This is a genomic window from Pseudarthrobacter sp. TE3704, from assembly GCF_056279405.1.
In genome coordinates this window covers 687,076-704,964 of sequence record NZ_JBWCCJ010000002.1, presented here as the reverse complement: position 1 = coordinate 704,964, position 17,889 = coordinate 687,076, and the positions used below count along the sequence as shown (strand labels likewise).

The window sequence follows — 17,889 nt, the reverse complement described above, 5'->3', positions numbered from 1 at the left end:
AGGGCTGAAACGCCCGACGGCGGGAGGTTCCGGGCGGCGCCACGGCGGCGCCGCCGTCGAACGCCTGTCCGCCGGAACGGCTAAGATGGTTGGCATGACTAGCATGACGGACCCTCTCGAAAACGACCCGATGCGCGAGCTTTCCGGGGCTGGAACGTCCACAGCCACCATCGAGCGCGAGGAACTGCGCCAGGAGGTGGAGCCGGGCGACCGGGAGCGCTTTGCGCATTATGTGCGCAAGGAAAAGATCATGGAGTCCGCGCTGACCGGTGAACCCGTCATCGCACTGTGCGGCAAGGTCTGGACGCCGGGCCGGGATCCGAAGAAGTTCCCGGTGTGCCCGATGTGCAAAGAGGTCTACGATGGCCTCCGCCCGGGCAACGACGGCGGCAAGGGTCCCGGAGGGGACTCAGGCAACAACAAATAGTGACGGAAACACTCTTTGGCGGCCCCACCCTGCCTCCGGCTTATCCGGAACGTGCAGCCTGGGGAACCGCCCCGAAACTGCGTGCCTGGCAGCAGGAAGCACTCGACCTCTACCTGCGGAACAACCCCCGGGATTTCCTGGCGGTAGCCACCCCCGGCGCCGGTAAGACCACCTTCGCACTGCGGGTGGCGTCCACGCTCATCGAGTCCGGCGCCGTCAACAGGGTGACCATTGTGGCGCCCACGGACCACCTAAAGAGGCAGTGGGCGGACGCGGCGGCCCGGGTGGGAATCGCCATCGACCCCAACTTCAAGAACTCCGACGGCCAGCACGGCCGCGGTTTCATCGGGGTTGCCGTCACGTACGCGCAGGTGGCCAGCAAGCCCCTGCTGCACCGGGCCAAGACTGAAGCGGCGCGCACCCTGGTGATCCTGGACGAGATCCACCACGGCGGCGAGGCGCTGTCCTGGGGCGACGGCCTGCGCGAGGCCTTCGACCCCGCGGTGCGGCGGCTGTCCCTGACGGGTACCCCGTTCCGTTCGGACACCTCGCCCATCCCGTTCGTGGAATACGCCGAGGACCGGGATGGCATCCGCCGCTCAAAGGCTGACTACACGTACGGCTACGGGAACGCGCTGCGGGACCACGTGGTCCGGCCCGTGATGTTCATGGCCTACTCCGGACAGATGCGCTGGCGCACCAGCGCCGGCGAGGAGATGGCCGCATCGCTGGGCGAGGCCGCGGTGACCAAGGACATCACCTCCCACGCCTGGCGGACGGCGTTGAACCCTGCCGGCGAGTGGATTCCGGCCGTCCTGGCCGGGGCCGACAAGCGCCTCAGCGAGGTGCGCCGCACCGTTCCCGACGCCGGTGGCCTGGTCATTGCCACGGACCACGAGGATGCCCGTGCCTACGCAGGGCAGCTGAAGAAGATCACGGGCCAGTCGCCCACGGTGATCCTCTCCGATGACGCCAAGGCCTCGAGCAAGATCGAGGAGTTCTCCGCGGGGGAAACACGCTGGATGGTGGCCGTCCGCATGGTCTCCGAAGGCGTGGACGTCCCGCGGCTGTCCGTCGGGGTTTACGCGACGTCCACGTCCACGCCGCTGTTCTTCGCCCAGGCTGTGGGCCGCTTCGTGCGTGCCCGTAAAAGGGGCGAGACGGCGTCGGTCTTCCTGCCGTCCGTCCCGCAGCTGATGGCGCTGGCCAACTCCATGGAAGCGGAGCGGGACCATGCCCTGGACCGCCCCGAGAAGGAGGACGGCGACGGCCTGTTCAACCCGGAAGACTCGCTGATGGCGGAGGCCAACCGCGAGGACAAGGCCTCCGACAGCCTCACCAAGGGCAAGTTCGAGGCACTGGACTCGCAGGCGTCGTTTGACCGGGTGCTTTTCGACGGCGGCGAGTTCGGCACCGGCGGCGAGGTGGGGTCCGACGACGAGATGGACTTCCTGGGCATCCCCGGCCTGCTGGACGCCGAGCAGGTGGGCACGCTCCTGCGGCAGCGGCAGCACGAGCAGCTGAACCGGAAGAACCGGAAGGCACCCGCGGCGGCCGCGGAAAGCCAGGCCCCGGCCGTCCCCGATCACCGGATGCTGATGGACCTGCGGAACGAGCTGGCCAAGAACGTGGCAGCCTGGTCCGCCCGGACGGGTACGCCGCACGGCGTGGTCCATACCAAACTGCGCACCGTGTGCGGCGGCCCGCCCGTGGCGCAGGCCAACGAGGAGCAGCTGCAGTCGCGTTTGCGGAAGCTCCAGGACTGGTTCATCGGCCGGAAATAGCGGTGATGCAATAACAGGGGCCCGGGTGCTAAGCACCCGGGCCCCTGTGACGTCCTGCTTCTTGCAGTTGCCTGCCGGGGAGGGCCGGCGTCAGGCGACGTCCACGCCGCCAAGCTCCATTTCCGTCACGGCCTCCTCGAGGTCCCCGGCTATTCCCGCAGTCAGGGAACGGATCACGGTGACCGCATACCCGGCCTGGACGGCGTCGAGGGACGTGGCCATCACGCAGTAGTCGGTGGCGATGCCCACCACCACAACGTCCTCCACGTCATGGCTCTGCAGCCAGTCGTCCAGGCCGATGGCGTCCTCGTCGGGAGCGAACCTGTCCACACCATCGCCGCCGGGCAGGGCGCCGGGCTGGCGCTCTCCAGTGGGCACGGCGTCCTCGGGAGCCAGGAGCCCCTCGAAGCCGGAGTACGCTGCGGCATACTGGCCCTTCTGGAAGTACGCCTGGATGTATTCGGTATCCAGGTCCGGATGGAGCTCGGCGCCGCGGGTGCCCGCCACGCAGTGCGGCGGCCAGCTGTCCTTGAAGTCCGGGTTCTCCGAGAAATGGTCGCCGGGATCGATGTGCCAGTCCTGGGTGGCCACGATGTGGTCGAACTCGTTGTGGTGGGCGTCCACATAGTCGCTGATGGCGCCGGCCACCGCTGCACCGCCCTCGACGGCGAGCGAGCCTCCCTCACAGAAATCGTTCTGGACATCGACGATGATCAGCGCACGCGACATCAGTTCTCCTCGTAGATGGTGGGGATGGCAGCCTCGCCCCGCTGCAGGCGGTTGACCACCGGCGGCAGTTCGGCCATCGAGTCAGCGTGGCGCCGGCGCGCGCGGATTACGCCTTCGTGTCCGGTCCATCCCGGCAGCAGCTCACCGTTTTTCATGAACTGCTGCAGCAGCGACCGGTCATTGCCGTCATCTTCCGGGCGGCGGCCGACGCCCACGATCTCGGCGGTGGCGATGCCCCGTTCGTCCAGCTTGCGGAGCGCGTACTTGCGCCCGCCCACGCTGGCCTTGTTTTTGGCGGCCTTGGCCACTGAGACGAAGTCCCCGTCATCGTCGGTGCGGCTGACCAGCTTGTAGACCATGCTCGCGGTGGGCGCGCCGGAACCGGTCACCAGGGACGTGCCCACACCGTAGGAATCCACCGGGGCGGACTGCAGCGCGGCGATCGCATATTCGTCGAGGTCGGAGGTGACCACGATCTTGGTGTTCTCGTTGCCGAGGTCGTCCAGGAGCCGGCGCACCCACTGGGCCTGGTCCACCAGGTCGCCGGAATCCAGCCGGACGGCGCCCAGCCGGGAACCTGCCAGGTCCACGGCCGTGCGGACGGCCGTTTCGACGTCATACGTGTCCACCAGGAGGGACGTGCCGTCGCCGAGCGCGGCAATCTGCGCCTCGAAGGCGTCCCGTTCTGTGTCGTGCAGGAGGGTGAAGGAGTGGGCTGCGGTGCCCACGGTCTTGATGCCGTAGCGGATACCGGCCTCCAGGTTGGAGGTGCTGTCGAATCCGGCGATGACTGCAGCGCGCGCGGCGGATGCGGCCGCTTCCTCATGGGTGCGCCGGGAACCCATCTCGATGCACGGGCGGCCGTGCGCCGCGCTGACCATGCGGGAGGCGGCGGAGGCGATGGCGCTGTCGTGATTGAGGACGGACAGGAGATACGTCTCCAGCATGCAGGCCTCGGCGAACGTTGCCTCCACGATCAGAATGGGGGAGTTGGGAAAGTATGCTTCGCCCTCGGCGTAGCCCCAGATGTCACCGGAGAAACGGTAGGAGGCCAGGTATTCCAGTGTCTGCCGGTTCACCACGTTGGTGCGCTCCAGGAACTCCAGCTCGGCGTCGCCGAAGCGGAAGTTGGCGATGCCTTCCAGGAGCCGGCCTGTCCCGGCAACGATGCCGTAGCGCCGGCCGTCGGGGAGCCTGCGGGCGAACGCCTCGAATACCGATTTGCGGTGCGCGGCGCCCGAATGGAGTGACGCCTGCAGCATGGTCAGCTCGTAGTGGTCAGTGTAAAAGGACGTGCGGGGATGGTCCCAGCCGGCAGAGGTACTCACGAAATTCACTCTAGTCCCCACCGGCTCCCACGTCTCGCTTCGCTTCGCCGCGGGGCCCTCGCCGGTGTGGGCCCACCCACCGGCTCCCACGTCTCGCTTCGCTTCGCCGCGGGGCCCTCGCCGGTGTGGGCCCATCCTCCCCATAGAATGGACAGATGACCTTAAGCGTTGCGCTCGGCCCTGATACGCAGGAGGGCACCCGGACCGGAACAGCGGAATCCACAGATTCCCTGACCGCACCGGACATCCCCTGGAACCTGGTGATCTGGAACGATCCCGTCAACCTCATGAGCTACGTCAGCTACGTGTTCCAAAGCTACTTCGGCTACTCGGAAAGCAAAGCGAACAAGCTCATGATGGAGGTCCACAAGAAGGGCCGTTCCATCGTTACCCACGGCAGTAAGGAACAGGTGGAGCGGCACGCCGTGGCCATGCACGGCTTCGGGCTGTGGGCCACCGTGGAAAAAGCCAGCGGCGGTCCCGGCGGCAACTCGGGGAAGTCCGGCGGACCGGGCCAGGGCAAGGGGAAACGTGGCTAAGGCATTCAAGAACGGGCTGAAAGGCATCACGGGCTACCTCGAACCGGCTGAGCGGGAGCTGCTGCGGAGCCTGATTGATGACGTTATTTCCATGCTGCAGCCGGAGGACCGTACGGGCCAGGATCCCCTTGCTGCGCTCATTGGCCTGGACATGGACGTGGCTGAGCCGTCCGACCGTGCGGTCAAGCGCCTCCTGCCCAACGTTGTGAAGGACGACGGCGCCGCGTCCCTGGAGTTCCGCCAGCTCACCGAGCGGTCCCTGCGCGAGACGAAGATCGGGGCCCTGCGGGCCGCCGCGCTGGATCTGGACAAAGCGGAGATCGTGCTGACGCCCGAGGGGGCCAAGCACTGGTCCATGGCGCTGAACGACGTCCGGCTGGTGCTGGCCGAACGCCTGGACATCCGGGACGAGGAGGACGCCGAGCACGTCCACCTGATGCAGGACTGGTCCCAGGCCGAGGACGTGGAAAGCTACCTGGCCCTGGTCTACAACTTCGCCACCTGGCTGCAGGAATCGCTGGTCCAGGCCATGCTGCAGTCGCTGGAAAGCCGCCGTTGAGGGGTGCCCGCCACCGTCCTTGCCGGCCCTGTGACAAATTAGACATGAGTCGCGGGCCACAAGATGATGGCTGACGCTTCAGCGAGCACCTATCCTCGAATAATCATGACAACAGCCTCGAGCATGGACCCGTCAGCGGCAGCTGAACAGGCCTCCGCAGCCGGCGGCCTCCCCGCCGCCGCCCTGGAAGCACGCCCCATCGGCGTCTTCGATTCCGGTGTAGGGGGCCTTACCGTGGCCCGCTCCATCATCGACCAGCTCCCCAACGAGTCCATCCTCTACGTGGGGGACACCGCCCACGGGCCCTATGGCCCACTGCCCATCGCCGAAGTCCGGGCGAACGCCCTGGGCGTGATGGACGAACTGGTGGACTCCGGCGTCAAGCTGCTGACCATCGCCTGCAACTCGGCGTCGGCCGCTGTGCTCCGCGACGCCCGCGAACGGTACACGGCCAAGTACGGCATCCCGGTCATCGAAGTCATCCAGCCTGCCGTCCGCCGGGCCGTGGCGGCCACCCGGACGGGACGCGTGGGCGTGATCGGGACGTCCGCGACCATCGGCTCACGCGCCTACGAGGATACGTTCGCAGCCGCTCCGGACCTCGCCATCACATCCGTGGCCTGCCCCGAGTTCGTCAGCTATGTGGAAGCCGGCATCACCACCGGGCCCGCCCTGCTGGCCGTCGCGGAGGAATACCTGGCGCCGCTGAAGGCCGCCGAAGTGGACACCGTGGTGCTGGGCTGCACACACTACCCCTTGCTGACCGGCGTCATCTCCTACGTCATGGGCGCCGACGTCACCCTGGTGTCCAGCGCCGAGGAAACCGCCAAGGACGTGTACAGGGCCCTGGCCACCCATGACCTGCAGCGGACGGCCGGGACGCCGCCCGAACACCACTTCGTGGCCACCGGCGACGCCGCCCAGTTCGAGGCCCTGGCCAGGAGGTTCCTGGGCCCCGAGGTGCTGTCCGTCCGCCACGTCGACCATGTGGCAGCGCAGTACCCTACCGGAAGCCTGGCGCGGATCACCCCGGAAATGATTGCCGCCGCGCAGGCCGCCCGGAACCGCCCCCGGATCTCCAACTTCGTGGACACCGGCTTCGCGGATGCCGGCCGCGCCGGAGGTTCCGCGCTGTGAAGCTGACCATCGTAGGCTGCACCGGTTCGTTTCCCGGCCCCGGCTCCCCGGCGTCGTGCTACCTGCTGACCGCCACCGACGGCGAACGGACCTGGAAAGTTGTCATGGACCTGGGCAGCGGTGCGCTCGGCGCCATCCAGCGGTACACGGACCTTGAGGACATCGACGCGATCTTCCTGACGCACCTCCACCCGGACCACTGCATGGACCTTTGCGGCCTGCACGTAGCGGTCCGGTGGAAGCCGGGCGGCTGGGGCCGCGACCGGATCCCCGTCTGGGGGCCGGCGGCGACGGCGGACCGGATGGCCACCGCGTACGGACTGGACCTCGACCCGGGGATGCACGAGGAATTCGACTTCACCAACTGGGCCGAGCGGCAGCCCGTGACTGTGGGACCCTTCACGGTCACTCCGTTCGCGGTCAACCATCCCATCGAGGAGTGCTACGCACTCCGCGTCGAGGTGGTGGAGCCGGACAAGGCCGGCAACCAGATCTCCCGCGTCCTGACCTATTCCGGCGACACGGACTCCTGTGCGGGGCTCGAGGAAGCGGCCAAGGACGCCGACCTTTTCCTCTGCGAGGCGGCCTTCGAGGAAGGCCGGGATGACGGCATCAAGGACGTCCACCTGACCGGCAAGCGCGCCGGGGAGGCCGCCGCTGCGGCCGGGGCCCGACGCCTCCTGCTGACCCACATTCCCGTGTGGACGTCCCAGACCACCGTGATGGCTGAGGCCCGGCCGGTGTTTGGCGGGGACGTTGCGGTGGCCGTTGCCGGAGTGCATTACACCATCTAGGTTGCCTGGCGGGGTCCGGGCTCCCGCAGCGGCCGGCGCCACCTGCAGTGGATAAGCTAAAGGCATGACTTCTGAAGCAACTGCAGTGCCCATCGTGCGCGCCGACGGCCGCGCCCCGGACCAGCTCCGGCCCATCAGCATCACCCGCGGATGGTCCAACCAGGCTGAGGGATCGGCACTGATCGAATTCGGCAACACCAGGGTCCTGTGCACCGCCTCGCTGACCGCCGGCGTCCCCCGCTGGCTGAAGGGGGAGGGCCGGGGGTGGGTCACCGCCGAGTACGCCATGCTGCCGCGCGCAACGAACACCCGCTCCGACCGCGAATCCGTGAAGGGCAAGATCGGCGGCCGCACCCACGAAATTTCCCGGCTCATCGGCCGGTCCCTCCGCTCCATCATCGACACCAAGGCCCTGGGCGAGAACACCATTGTGCTTGACTGCGACGTCCTCCAGGCCGACGGCGGAACCCGCACGGCCGCCATCACCGGCGCGTATGTGGCGCTGGCCGACGCCATCCGCTTCGCCCGCGACAACAAGCTGATCGCCAGGAACGCACAGCCCCTCATCGACACCATTGCCGCGGTCTCGGTGGGAATCATCGACGGCGTCCCCATGCTGGACCTGCCCTACGTCGAGGATGTCCGCGCCGAAACCGACATGAACGTGGTGGTCACCGGCTCAGGGAAGTTCGTGGAGGTCCAGGGAACCGCCGAGGGTGCGCCGTTCGACCGCGCCGAGCTGGACCAGCTCCTTGACCTGGCACTGCTGGGCACCACCCAGCTCGCGGCCATCCAGCGCGAAACCCTGGCCGACACACTGTGACCGCCGCAGGCGCCGCCCCGCGGCTGGTCCTCGCCACGCACAACAAGGGCAAACTCCGGGAGCTGCGTGAGCTGCTGCGGGGGCAGGTTCCAGGGCTCGACGTCGACACGCAGGTGGTGGACGCAGCGGCGGCAGGTGCCCCCGACGTCGTCGAAACAGGCGTGACGTTCGCGGAGAATTCACTGCTGAAGGCCCGCGCCGTCGCGCAGGCCACGGGACTGGTTGCGATCGCCGACGACTCGGGCCTCGCCGTGGACGTGATGGGCGGAGCGCCCGGCATCTTTTCCGCCCGCTGGTCCGGCAGCCACGGCGACGACGCGGCCAACCTGGCACTCCTGCTCAACCAGCTGTCCGATGTTCCGGACCAGCACCGCGGCGCAGCATTCGTGTGCGCGGCAGCCCTTGCCGTGCCCGCGGTGGATGGCTCGCCCGGGCGCGAGGTGGTGGAGTACGGGCAGCTGGAGGGCGTCCTGCTCCGCGAGCCCCGCGGCGCGGGTGGATTCGGCTACGATCCCGTCCTGCAGCCCGCCGGCGAGCACCGCAGCTGCGCCGAACTTTCCGCCGAGGAAAAGAACGCCATCAGCCACCGCGGCAAGGCGTTCCGCGCGCTCCTGCCGTCCATCGTCGAAGCGCTGGAGGCCGCAGACGCCTGAGGCCGCCGTCCCTTGCCTGCTGAATAAAAAAAGGTGTGCTCCCCGGCCGGGGAGCACACCTTTTTCGTCCAGCCACTACGGAAGGCGGGGCGTCTTCTGCTCGTCCTCCGGAGCGTGTTCCTCGATGAATTCGTCCACCGGGTCTGTGCCGTACGCCGCTGCCTGGCGCTTCGCGGACAGGCCGCGAAGGACCTCAATCCCGATGGGCAGGACCGACACCAGCACGATGACGATGAAGATGATGTCCAGGTTGTCGCGGACCCACGGGATGCGGTCGCCCAGGAGGTAGCCGAGCAGGGTAACGCCGCCGCCCCACAGCACTGCGCCGATGACGTTGTAAAGGAAGAACTTCTTCCGGTTCATCTGGGCCACGCCCACGATCACCGGGACGAAGGTACGGATGATGGGAACGAACCGGGCAAGGATCAGCGCCTTGCCGCCGTGCTTTTCGAAGAAGGCGTGCGCGTTCTCCACGTTCTCACGCTTGAACAGCCGGGAGTTGGGCTTGTTGAAGATAGCGGGGCCGGCCTTGGAACCGATCAGGTACCCCGTCTGGTTGCCGATGATGGCGGAAATCACAATCAGCAGCGCAAACAGCCATACGTTGAACTTGATGGTGTCCGTTGCAACGAGCAGGCCAGCGGTGAACAGCATGGAGTCGCCCGGCAGGAAGAACCCCACCAGCAGGCCGGTTTCCGCGAAGACGATTCCGCACACAAGGAGGACCACCCACGGTGCGAGGGCAGGATCGGCCAGGAAGATCTGGGGGTTCAGCCAGTCGGGCAGGAAGGAGGCCAGCTGCGGCTGGACCGGTCCTGCCCCGCCCAGCATGGACACAGCGAGGTCGTTCATCACAGGAAAGTTCACCCCTCAAGGGTACTTGACAGGTTTGGCCTGCTTCCGGCGGTAAGGTTGGGCCGTGGGTTTGGACTTTACTGCGATCGACTTTGAGACGGCGAACGGCTTCCGGGGCTCGCCCTGCTCGGTGGGACTCACCAAGGTCCGGGGCGGACGGATCGTGGAGGAAGCCTCGTGGCTGATGCGGCCCCCGCGGAACCACGACCACTTCGACTACCACAACGTCCGGATCCACGGCATCAGCGCCGCAGACGTCGCCGGGCAGCCCCGCTTCGGCGAACTCTTCGCCGAGATCGGTGCTTTCATCGGTGATGACGTGCTGGCCGCCCACAATGCGGCGTTCGACCTGGGCGTGATCCGTTCCGCCCTGGAGGTGTCGGGGCTTCCCGGGCCGGCCTACGACTACGTCTGCACCGTGATGCTGTCCCGGCGGTGCTATTCGCTGGTGTCCAATTCCCTGCCGTTTGCCGCCGAGGAAGCCGGCGTGCCGCTGGTTAAGCACCACGACGCCGCGGAGGACGCCCGGGCCTGCGCCGGCATCCTGATCGACATCGCCCGGCGCAACGGCGCCAACAGCCTCGCCGAGCTCTACCTCTCGCTCGGCCTGGTGATGCCCCGGCAACAGGCATTCGACCCGGCCGTCGACGCCCTGTCCAAAGCCAGCCTGGCCGCCGTCGCCGGCTCCTCCACCAATGGCGCGGCGCTGGTCCGGCCGTTCCAGTCCGGCTGGCCCGAGGAGGGCATCAATCCTGACCCGAATCCGGAGGCAGAGCCCGGCCATCCGCTGTTCGGGCAGACCGTGGTTTTTACCGGCCAGCTCTCCATCGGACGCCCGGAAGCCAAGGTGCGCTCAGCCGAGGTGGGCGCCCGCACGGAAAGCCGGGTGACCGGCCGCACCACTGTCCTGGTGGTGGGTGACGGCTTTGTGGCTTCAGACCTCCGCTCGGGCCGGTTGACGGGCAAGGCGCGCCGCGTGCTGGAGCTCCACGAACGCGGACAGTCGATCGAGGTGCTGTCCGAGGGTGAATTCCTGCAGATGGTGGGCAGCTTTGCGGGAGCCACCGCGTAGGGCTGCCTGGTGCCGGGCTGCCTCGCCACGCAGGCACGGTCAGGTTCACGGGGCGCAATAAACCTTCCCTGCCCTTCCGCCCGCTCCTACCCTTGCACCATGTCCGTGTTTGCGTTCCCGAATCCCGTCAATGAATACGCGGCCCGCGTCACGGCGGGCCTGGTTGTCCTCCTGGCGCTGCTCACCGCCGCGTCCGGATCGGTGTGGGGGCTGCTGGCCATCGCCGCGGGTTTCTGGCTGCGCCTGCTGTTCGGTCCGCGGATCTCGCCCCTGGCTCTTCTGTCGGTGAAAGTCATCACGCCCAGGCTGGGGAAGGTGAAGCTGGTCCCCGGCCCGCCCAAGCGGTTTGCCCAGGGAATGGGTGCCTTCGTGTCAACCGCGTCCTTGCTGCTCTACGCTGCCGGAGCCGTACCGGCTGCATGGACGGTGCTGGGCATCCTGGTCGTAGCGGCCTCCCTGGAAGCGTTCCTGGGCTTCTGCCTGGGGTGCGCGATCTTTGGGCTCCTGCAGCGCCGCGGCCTTATTCCGGCGGAGGTCTGTGAGGCCTGCAACAACATCAGCCTTCGCCGGTTGTGACCTTCACGAGCTGGTCAGCCATGCCACGGATGACCTCCGGCGCTTCCAATGCTTCCAGCCACTGTCCGGGCAGGCAGTCCTCGCCGTAGTAGGCCCCCAGGATGTTGCCGGCCACCGATCCGGTGGAGTCGCTGTCGCCGCTGTGGTTGACAGCCAGGGCCACCGCGGCACGGAAGTGGCGGACAGGCAGGGGGTCCCCGCCGGCGGCGGCCGGGTCAGGGATGGTGGCCAGCACCGCATAGAGTCCGACGGCGAGCGCTTCCTCGGCCACCCACCCTTCGCCCAGGGTGCTGACAACTTCTTCCGGCGCCACAACGCCCTTGTCCGCCAGGCGGAGGGCTGCCGCAAGGCGTTCCGGCAGCTCCGGCGCCACATCGGTGAGGGTGGCGGCGTGGGCGGCCACGCCGGCGGCCGCCTCCTGCAGGCTTTCGCCGGTGACCAGGCGGTGGATGAGGAGGCTGAAGATTCCGGCGCTTTGGCGGGCGGACGGGTGGCCGTGCGTCAGTGAGGCGGCGTCAGCGCTCAACTTGTAGACGGCGTCGGGCGTGATGTGCGGGATCAGTCCGAACGGGGCAGAACGCATCACCGTGCCGCAGCCCTTGGACTCGGGATTAACCGGGCGCACGGAGGTTCCCATTTCTCCTGTTGCCAGTCCGGAGATGCAGGCCTTCCCGGGGTGGCGCCGCTGGTGGAGAACCGTGTTTCCGTCGATCCAGCGTGGCTGCGGGGCGGGTGCAGCCGGACCCGCGTCCTCACCCTGCGTGGCGAGCCAGCGCAGGTATGCCAGCCAGAGGCAGGCGTTGACGTCCGCGCCGACGCCCGAGTTGGCCCATTCGAGGGCTTCCACAAGCCCGTCCACGGTGTACAGGGTCATCTGGGTATCGTCGGAGAAATGGGTGCCGTCGGGAAGCTCCGCAAAACCGGTGAGGCCCTGCGCCCCGAAGCGGCGCCGGATCTCATCGATCGCGTCGAACTCCACCGCGTACCCCAAGGAATCCCCCAGCGCGCCACCCAGCAGGCAGCCGTTGATGCGGGACTTCAGGGTGGGCGCGGAAGCGCGGGTCTCGATGCTCATGCAGTAAATTTACCGTGGCGGGGGACAGGCGCCGGCAGCCCGCACCAGCAAAACGTACCGTCCCAAAAAGCACGCCCAGTAGAAGCATGGCCAGCAAAGTACAGCCCAGCAAACGCACAGTCTGGGCTGGAATAATGCTTGGGTTGCCCGGCGGCAGCACCCCGTACGCCACACAACAACCTGAAGGTTCCCCCATGAGCACGCCCGATCCAGCCCGACACGACAACCTGCCGGCAGGCAGTCCGGACGCTGCCCCGCCGGGGCTTCTGCCCAGGCTTGCCGCCGAGGGCTTCGGCAGCCTCTTCGTTGCGGTTGCCGGGCTCGGGGTGCCCCTCTTCAGCATCCCGCAGTCCAGCCCGCTGCCCGCGGCGCTCGCCGCAGGCCTTGCGGTGACGGCTGCAATGCTCGCCGTCGGCCACGTTTCCGGTGGCCACCTCAACCCGGCCATTACGCTGGGCCACCTCCTGGCCGGCCGGATCAGGGCCGGCGCAGCCGCGGCCTATGCCGCAATGCAGCTGGCGGGTGCCGCGGTTGGCGCCCTGGCCCTGCACGCGGTACTGCGCACGCTTCCCGGCATCGCCGACAGCCGGACGGCGTTTGATACGGTCACCGCCGGTTTTGGCGAGCACTCCATCATTTCTGCGCCACTGGCAGCGGTGCTGCTCCTTGAGGTCCTGGGCGCTGCCATCATCGTGGCCGTCTTCCTTGGTGCGGCCGCCCGCGACCGCATCAGCGGGGCCGCTGCCCCGGTTGCCGTTGGCCTGACCTTCGCTGCCCTGCTGCAGCTGGGCCAGGCGGTGGGCAACCTGCCGTTCAATCCGGCGCGGGCTGCTGCCTCCGCCATCTTCAGTTCCGGCTGGGCGCTGGAACAGCTGTGGGTTTTCCTGGCCGCGCCGCTGGTGGGAGCTGCCATTGCAGGCCTCCTGTTCCGCAGTTTCCGGGTTGCAGCGTCCGCTGGCCCCGGCGCTGCAGCGACCACGACGGGAACCCCCGCCGGGGACGCCGACGACGAACCCCAGGAAGTGCCCGGGGCCAGCGCTGCGGATGCAACGGGCAGCGTACCGGCGGACGGTGTGCAGGCGGACAAAGCCCAATCACGCGGTGCGCAGGCAGACAGCGAGGCGCAGGAGTTTTTCGAGGGCAAGCGGGCGTGATGCCGGCAACTGCGGCGGTTACGCACACTGTCAGTGGCAGCCGATAGCTTAGGAATATGCGGTTACTTCATACATCGGACTGGCACCTGGGCCGTTCCTTCCACGGCGTGGGCATGCTGGACGCCCAGCGCGCCTTCATCGACCAGCTCGTGGCTGCTGTGTCCCGGCACCACGTTGATGTCGTCCTGATTGCCGGTGATGTCTATGACCGCGCCTTGCCCGGAGTGGACGTCGTGCACCTGCTGGACGACGCCCTGGTCCGGCTGACCTCCGCCGGGGCCAAAGTGGTGCTGACCAGCGGCAACCATGACTCGGCCATCCGTCTGGGCTTCGCTGCCCGGTTGCTGGAGCGCGGGGGAGTACACCTCCGGACCAGGCTGGAGAGCCTGGACCAGCCGCTGCTGCTGCCGCTGGGCCAGGATGCGGCAGGAAAAGAAAGCGTGGCAGCCATCTATGGCATCCCGTGGCTCGAACCCCGGCTCGTTGCCGAGCAGCTCGGGGTGGATACCGCCAGCCACTTCGAGGTGACCCGGGCGGCCACAGCCCTGATCCGGCAGGACATCGAACGCCGTGAAGCGTCCTCCGTGGTCCATTCAGTGGTCCTGGCCCACACCTTCGCCAGTGGGGGCATCAGCTCGGACAGCGAGCGCGACCTCAGCATCGGCGGTGTGGGGGCGGTCCCCCTGGACCTGTTCGACGGCTTCAGCTACACAGCCCTGGGCCACCTGCACGGCCGGCAGTCCCTGTCGCCGCAGGTCAGGTACTCTGGATCTCCGCTGGCATACTCCTTCTCTGAAGCCAGGCACCAAAAAGGGGCGTGGCTGGTGGACATCGGTCCCGGCGGGGTCAGCGCCGTGGAGGAGGTTCTGTGGGAAGCCCCGCGAGCCCTTGCCGTGCTCAGGGGTTCCCTGTCAGACCTCGTGGAGTCACCGAAGCATGAATGGGCTGAGGCCGCGTATTGCCAGATCACGCTGACGGATGCGCAACGCCCCGCCCGGGCCATGGACCGGCTCCGTGCGCGGTTCCCCCACACGCTTGTGCTGGGATTCGATCCGGAAGGTGCCACCGCTGCCCCGGCCGCCACGTACAGCAGCAGGCTGGCCGAGGCCCCGGATGACCTCTCGGTATGCTGCGGGTTCCTGGAGCACGTCCGCGGCCGCGTCCCTGACGACGCAGAGACGGCAGCGCTCGCCGCAGCCCTGGAGAACGTCCGCCTCCTGGAGGGCTCACGATGAGGATCCACCATCTGCGGATTTCCGGCTTTGGCCCCTTTGCCGGTACCGAGGACATCGACTTTGACCGGCTGAGCGCACACGGCCTCTTCCTCCTCAACGGACCCACCGGCGCGGGAAAGACCAGCGTCCTGGACGCCATCTGCTTTGCCTTATACGGTTCCGTTCCCGGTGCCCGCCAGGACGGCAAACGCCTCCGCAGCGACCATGCGGAGCCGGCGCAGGAACCGGCTGTGACATGCGAGTTCTCCGCCCAGGGGCGGCGCTTCGAAGTGACGAGGTCGCCCGCCTGGGACAAGCCAAGCGCCCGCGGCAGGAACGGCTTCACCACCCAGCAGGCCAAGACGCTGCTGCGCGAGCGCGTGGATGGCGCCTGGGTGGAAAAGTCCGCCCGGAACGATGAAGCCGGAGCCGAAATCATGGCCCTGCTGGGGATGGACCGCGAACAGTTCACCCGCGTTGTCATGCTGCCGCAGGGTGACTTCGCCGCCTTCCTGCGGTCGAAAGCCGCGGACCGGCTGGAACTGCTGCAGAAGCTTTTCGGCACCCAGCGCTTTGAAGCCCTGGAACAGGAACTTTCGCGCCAGGCGCAGGATGCCCGGGACAACGTATCCGTCCTGGCCGGGCAGCTTGGGCTCCTGGCGGCAAGGGCAGAGTCCGAAGCGGCCGCACTCGGGCTTGATGAGGCAGGTTCCCCTTCCGTGGAAAACACCGAAGCCCGGCTTTCGTCGCTGCGGAACGCCGTTGAGGAACGCCTGGGTGAACTGACCGGGCAGGCAAAGGCTGCACACGCGGCGAGTACGCGGCGGGCTGACGCCGTTGAGGAGGAAGGCGCCCGCCAGGACAGGCGCCGCAAACTGGAGGAAGCAACAGCACGGCAGGGCGCTGTGGAGGAAGCAGCGCCCCGGCTTCAAGACCTGTCCATGCGGCTTGCCCGCCACCGCCAGGCGGAGGTCCTGGACGGGCAGCTCCGCAGCGCCGACGCCGCCGCAGCCAAGGTCAGCAGCGCCGCCAGGGCTGCCGAATCAGCCTTCACCCTGCTGCGCATGGCCGTCGCCGAGGACGATGAACTGGCCAACCTGGACTTGGCGCATCTGGACCTGGACGTGGCCGAAGACCGCGGACAGGATTACGCCGCGACGGCCGGCGCTGCCGCGGAAGAACTGGGGCGCCTGCGGTCGCTCCTGGCCGTCGTCGAGGCCAGGTTGCCGGACGAGGACAGGCTCCAGGCCCTCCGCAAACGGCACGGGGTGCTGGTGAAAAAGCGGGAGGACCTTGCCGCGGCTGCCGCGGAGCTGGACAATCGCGCGGGTTTGCTCCGCGAGGAGAAGGCAGGCATCGAGGCAGGGCTGGAGCGCCTGGAAGAGCGTGCGGGTACCGCCGCCCTGCGGACCAAGGAAGCTGCATCGGCCGGAGAACTGCTGGACGTCGTCCGGCGGTATGCTGCCGCCGTTGCGGCACGCCATGCCGTGAAGCTGCGGTACGACGAATCCCGCGATGACCATTTGGAAGGGAAGCGCCGCTGGCTGGATATCCGGGAGGAACGGCTGGCCAATGCCGCCGCCGAACTTGCCGGCCAGCTGGAGCAGGGGGAGCCGTGCCCGGTCTGCGGAAGCGGAGAGCATCCTGCCCCTGCTGCCGCGGGCAGCGGCGGGCCAGGGCTTGCGCAGGAAGAGGAGGCTGCACACGCAGCTTTCGAGGCGGCCGAGGCCGCCTTCACCCGGGTCAGCGCCGAACTGGCCAACGCCGACCAGCTGGTGGCGGTCCTCGCCGGCCAGGGTGGCGACACTCCAGAAGCGGAGGCTGTTGCCGCTGCTGAGCAGGCGCGGGCTGCGGCGGCGGACGCCCAGCAGGCAGTCAAGGAGCTGGCATCGGTCAGGCGGCGGCTTGAGACCCTCGACGCCGGCATTGAAGCCGCGCGGACGGCGAAGGCCGCTACCGAAGCCGACCTTGCCCACGCTGTGGCCTCGCTTGGGGACGCGGCCGAACAGTCGGCCGCGCTGGACAAGGCACTTTCCGGACTCAGGGGAAGCCACCGCAGCCTGGCCCAGCGGTTGCGGTCGCTGGAAAACGCCGTCGCTGTGCTGGACAAGGCAGTGGAAGCGCAGGCGTCCCTTGCGGCTGCACATGCCCAGGCGGCCGAGGCCCATGAACAGCTGGCACTCGCGTTGCCCAAGGCGGGCTTCGAATCGGCTGATGAAGCGCGCAGCCAGCTGCTTGCCGCGGCGGAGGCAACCGCGCTGCACGCTGAGGTCCGTGACGCCCAGGACGAGGCTGCCCGTGTCAGCGAACTGTTTGCTTCAGATGACATCGTGCTGGCCCTGCAGGAAAAGTCTGCCGGGTTCGAGGTGGACGTGCAGAGGCTCGCACTCATGCGCAACGAGGCTGCTGCCGCCCGGGAGGAGGCCCGCACAGCGGACCTCGCAGCCGGCCTGGCCGAACGGTGCTTGTCTTCGCTTACCGCCATCAGAGCCGAGTATGAGGCTCTCGCCGGGTCTGCGCGGGAACCGGCCGAACGGGCACAGATGCTGGCAGGGCTGGCGGACGCGGCGGCCGGCCGGGGTGAAAACAGCTACCGGATGAGCCTGAACAGTTACGTCCTGGCCGCCCGCCTGGAGCAGGTGGCCCTCGCAGCGTCCGAACGCCTGGTGGCCATGAGTGACGGCCGCTACCTGCTGCAGCACACGGACGCGAAGGCCGCCCGCGGTGCAAAATCGGGGCTCGGCCTGGAAGTGGTGGACCAGTGGACGGGATACCGGCGTGACACGTCCACCCTGTCCGGCGGTGAGTCTTTTATGGCGTCGCTGTCACTGGCGCTGGGGCTGGCGGACGTCGTCCAGCAGGAGTCGGGCGGAGTGGAAATCGAGACGCTCTTCGTGGACGAAGGGTTCGGAAGCCTCGACGAGCAGTCCCTGGAACAGGTCATGGACGCCCTCGAGGGCCTGCGCGACGGCGGCCGCGTGGTAGGGCTTGTCAGCCACGTCGGGGAGATGAAGCAGCGCATCGGCACTCAGCTCCAGGTGCTGAAAGGCCGCAACGGATCCACCCTCCGGATTTCCGAGGCGCTGGACGTACTGGTGGGAGCATAGGGCTGCCCTGCTACGGCGGTATACTGGGTCAGTTACCGGGTTGCGCGCATCGGGAGGAGGGAC

The 17,889-nt window shown here is 68.0% G+C and carries 17 protein-coding genes; 13 read left to right on the top strand and 4 right to left on the bottom strand.

Annotated features, from left to right (window positions below; all coding sequences use genetic code 11):
• The first annotated feature begins 85 nt into the window (after window positions 1-85).
• Both ACZ9BC_RS07260 and ACZ9BC_RS07255 read left to right on the top strand, forming a co-directional pair.
• Window positions 86-427 carry a DUF3039 domain-containing protein gene (locus ACZ9BC_RS07260; RefSeq protein WP_079597692.1) on the top strand — a complete coding sequence of 114 codons (342 nt, stop codon included), beginning with the start codon at window positions 86-88 and terminating at the stop codon, window positions 425-427.
• Complete coding sequence (locus ACZ9BC_RS07255; protein ID WP_079597693.1) at window positions 427-2,211, top strand: DEAD/DEAH box helicase; 1,785 nt, start codon at window positions 427-429, stop codon at window positions 2,209-2,211. The genes ACZ9BC_RS07260 and ACZ9BC_RS07255 overlap by 1 nt, the downstream gene beginning before the upstream one ends.
• Window positions 2,212-2,301: 90 nt before the next feature.
• On the opposite strand, the gene ACZ9BC_RS07250 is transcribed toward ACZ9BC_RS07255, so the two are convergent.
• Both ACZ9BC_RS07250 and ACZ9BC_RS07245 read right to left on the bottom strand, forming a co-directional pair.
• Entirely contained in the window at window positions 2,302-2,940 is a 639-nt protein-coding gene (locus ACZ9BC_RS07250; RefSeq protein WP_476245326.1) for an isochorismatase family protein, read from the bottom strand.
• The gene (locus ACZ9BC_RS07245) at window positions 2,940-4,268 is read right to left on the bottom strand and encodes a nicotinate phosphoribosyltransferase (RefSeq protein ID WP_476245325.1); all 1,329 of its coding nucleotides are present in this window, start codon (window positions 4,266-4,268) and stop codon (window positions 2,940-2,942) included. Before ACZ9BC_RS07245 ends, ACZ9BC_RS07250 begins: the two co-directional genes overlap by 1 nt.
• A 155-nt stretch (window positions 4,269-4,423) precedes the next feature.
• Between ACZ9BC_RS07245 and clpS the strand changes: the two genes are divergently transcribed.
• The 6 genes from clpS (at window position 4,424) to rdgB (ending at window position 8,773) form a co-directional block, all read left to right on the top strand.
• A complete protein-coding gene (gene clpS / locus ACZ9BC_RS07240; RefSeq protein WP_079597695.1) occupies window positions 4,424-4,807 on the top strand; it encodes an ATP-dependent Clp protease adapter ClpS in 384 nt (127 codons plus the stop codon).
• The gene (locus ACZ9BC_RS07235; protein ID WP_476245324.1) at window positions 4,800-5,366 is read left to right on the top strand and encodes a DUF2017 domain-containing protein; all 567 of its coding nucleotides are present in this window, start codon (window positions 4,800-4,802) and stop codon (window positions 5,364-5,366) included. The genes clpS and ACZ9BC_RS07235 overlap by 8 nt, the downstream gene beginning before the upstream one ends.
• 123 nt (window positions 5,367-5,489) lie before the next feature.
• Window positions 5,490-6,503, top strand: a complete 1,014-nt coding sequence (gene murI / locus ACZ9BC_RS07230) for a glutamate racemase (RefSeq protein WP_476245413.1) — start codon at window positions 5,490-5,492, stop codon at window positions 6,501-6,503.
• Window positions 6,500-7,297: an MBL fold metallo-hydrolase gene (locus ACZ9BC_RS07225; RefSeq protein ID WP_476245323.1), complete on the top strand. Its 798-nt coding sequence runs from the start codon at window positions 6,500-6,502 to the stop codon at window positions 7,295-7,297. Before murI ends, ACZ9BC_RS07225 begins: the two co-directional genes overlap by 4 nt.
• A 64-nt stretch (window positions 7,298-7,361) precedes the next feature.
• Window positions 7,362-8,120, top strand: a complete 759-nt coding sequence (rph, locus tag ACZ9BC_RS07220; protein WP_079597699.1) for a ribonuclease PH — start codon at window positions 7,362-7,364, stop codon at window positions 8,118-8,120.
• Window positions 8,117-8,773, top strand: a complete 657-nt coding sequence (gene rdgB / locus ACZ9BC_RS07215; protein WP_476245322.1) for an RdgB/HAM1 family non-canonical purine NTP pyrophosphatase — start codon at window positions 8,117-8,119, stop codon at window positions 8,771-8,773. The genes rph and rdgB overlap by 4 nt, the downstream gene beginning before the upstream one ends.
• A gap of 75 nt (window positions 8,774-8,848) precedes the next feature.
• Here the strand turns inward: rdgB and ACZ9BC_RS07210 are convergent, their stop codons facing one another.
• Complete coding sequence (locus tag ACZ9BC_RS07210) at window positions 8,849-9,625, bottom strand: DedA family protein (RefSeq protein WP_476245412.1); 777 nt, start codon at window positions 9,623-9,625, stop codon at window positions 8,849-8,851.
• A 67-nt stretch (window positions 9,626-9,692) separates the two neighbouring features.
• Here ACZ9BC_RS07210 and ACZ9BC_RS07205 point away from each other — a divergent pair, with 67 nt between their 5' ends.
• Together ACZ9BC_RS07205 and ACZ9BC_RS07200 are read left to right on the top strand one after the other, a co-directional pair.
• Window positions 9,693-10,700: a 3'-5' exonuclease gene (locus ACZ9BC_RS07205; RefSeq protein WP_476245321.1), complete on the top strand. Its 1,008-nt coding sequence runs from the start codon at window positions 9,693-9,695 to the stop codon at window positions 10,698-10,700.
• Window positions 10,701-10,799: 99 nt separating this feature from the next.
• Window positions 10,800-11,276: a DUF4395 domain-containing protein gene (locus ACZ9BC_RS07200; RefSeq protein ID WP_476245320.1), complete on the top strand. Its 477-nt coding sequence runs from the start codon at window positions 10,800-10,802 to the stop codon at window positions 11,274-11,276.
• Here ACZ9BC_RS07200 and ACZ9BC_RS07195 read toward each other — a convergent pair.
• The gene (locus tag ACZ9BC_RS07195) at window positions 11,257-12,351 is read right to left on the bottom strand and encodes an ADP-ribosylglycohydrolase family protein (RefSeq protein WP_476245319.1); all 1,095 of its coding nucleotides are present in this window, start codon (window positions 12,349-12,351) and stop codon (window positions 11,257-11,259) included. The two genes, ACZ9BC_RS07200 and ACZ9BC_RS07195, sit on opposite strands and share 20 nt — an antisense overlap.
• A 194-nt stretch (window positions 12,352-12,545) precedes the next feature.
• Between ACZ9BC_RS07195 and ACZ9BC_RS07190 the strand changes: the two genes are divergently transcribed.
• Genes ACZ9BC_RS07190 through ACZ9BC_RS07180 form a run of 3 tightly spaced genes read left to right on the top strand, consistent with a single transcriptional unit; the run spans window position 12,546 to window position 17,826 of the window.
• Window positions 12,546-13,505: an aquaporin gene (locus tag ACZ9BC_RS07190; RefSeq protein WP_476245318.1), complete on the top strand. Its 960-nt coding sequence runs from the start codon at window positions 12,546-12,548 to the stop codon at window positions 13,503-13,505.
• Window positions 13,506-13,561: 56 nt separating this feature from the next.
• Window positions 13,562-14,740: an exonuclease SbcCD subunit D gene (locus ACZ9BC_RS07185; protein ID WP_476245317.1), complete on the top strand. Its 1,179-nt coding sequence runs from the start codon at window positions 13,562-13,564 to the stop codon at window positions 14,738-14,740.
• Window positions 14,737-17,826 carry an AAA family ATPase gene (locus ACZ9BC_RS07180; protein ID WP_476245316.1) on the top strand — a complete coding sequence of 1,030 codons (3,090 nt, stop codon included), beginning with the start codon at window positions 14,737-14,739 and terminating at the stop codon, window positions 17,824-17,826. The genes ACZ9BC_RS07185 and ACZ9BC_RS07180 overlap by 4 nt, the downstream gene beginning before the upstream one ends.
• Window positions 17,827-17,889 lie beyond the last annotated feature (63 nt).

Excerpts from the sequence above, each read along its gene's own strand:
- rph (WP_079597699.1), top strand. The coding sequence starts at position 7,362 with ATGACTTCTGAAGCAACTGCAGTGCCCATCGTGCGCGCCGACGGCCGC.
- ACZ9BC_RS07260 (WP_079597692.1), top strand. The coding sequence starts at position 86 with ATGGTTGGCATGACTAGCATGACGGACCCTCTCGAAAACGACCCGATG.
- ACZ9BC_RS07180 (WP_476245316.1), top strand. The coding sequence starts at position 14,737 with ATGAGGATCCACCATCTGCGGATTTCCGGCTTTGGCCCCTTTGCCGGT.
- ACZ9BC_RS07210 (WP_476245412.1), bottom strand. The coding sequence starts at position 9,625 with ATGAACGACCTCGCTGTGTCCATGCTGGGCGGGGCAGGACCGGTCCAG.
- murI (WP_476245413.1), top strand. The coding sequence starts at position 5,490 with ATGGACCCGTCAGCGGCAGCTGAACAGGCCTCCGCAGCCGGCGGCCTC.
- ACZ9BC_RS07195 (WP_476245319.1), bottom strand. The coding sequence starts at position 12,351 with ATGAGCATCGAGACCCGCGCTTCCGCGCCCACCCTGAAGTCCCGCATC.
- ACZ9BC_RS07190 (WP_476245318.1), top strand. The coding sequence starts at position 12,546 with ATGAGCACGCCCGATCCAGCCCGACACGACAACCTGCCGGCAGGCAGT.
- ACZ9BC_RS07200 (WP_476245320.1), top strand. The coding sequence starts at position 10,800 with ATGTCCGTGTTTGCGTTCCCGAATCCCGTCAATGAATACGCGGCCCGC.
- clpS (WP_079597695.1), top strand. The coding sequence starts at position 4,424 with ATGACCTTAAGCGTTGCGCTCGGCCCTGATACGCAGGAGGGCACCCGG.
- ACZ9BC_RS07250 (WP_476245326.1), bottom strand. The coding sequence starts at position 2,940 with ATGTCGCGTGCGCTGATCATCGTCGATGTCCAGAACGATTTCTGTGAG.
- ACZ9BC_RS07185 (WP_476245317.1), top strand. The coding sequence starts at position 13,562 with ATGCGGTTACTTCATACATCGGACTGGCACCTGGGCCGTTCCTTCCAC.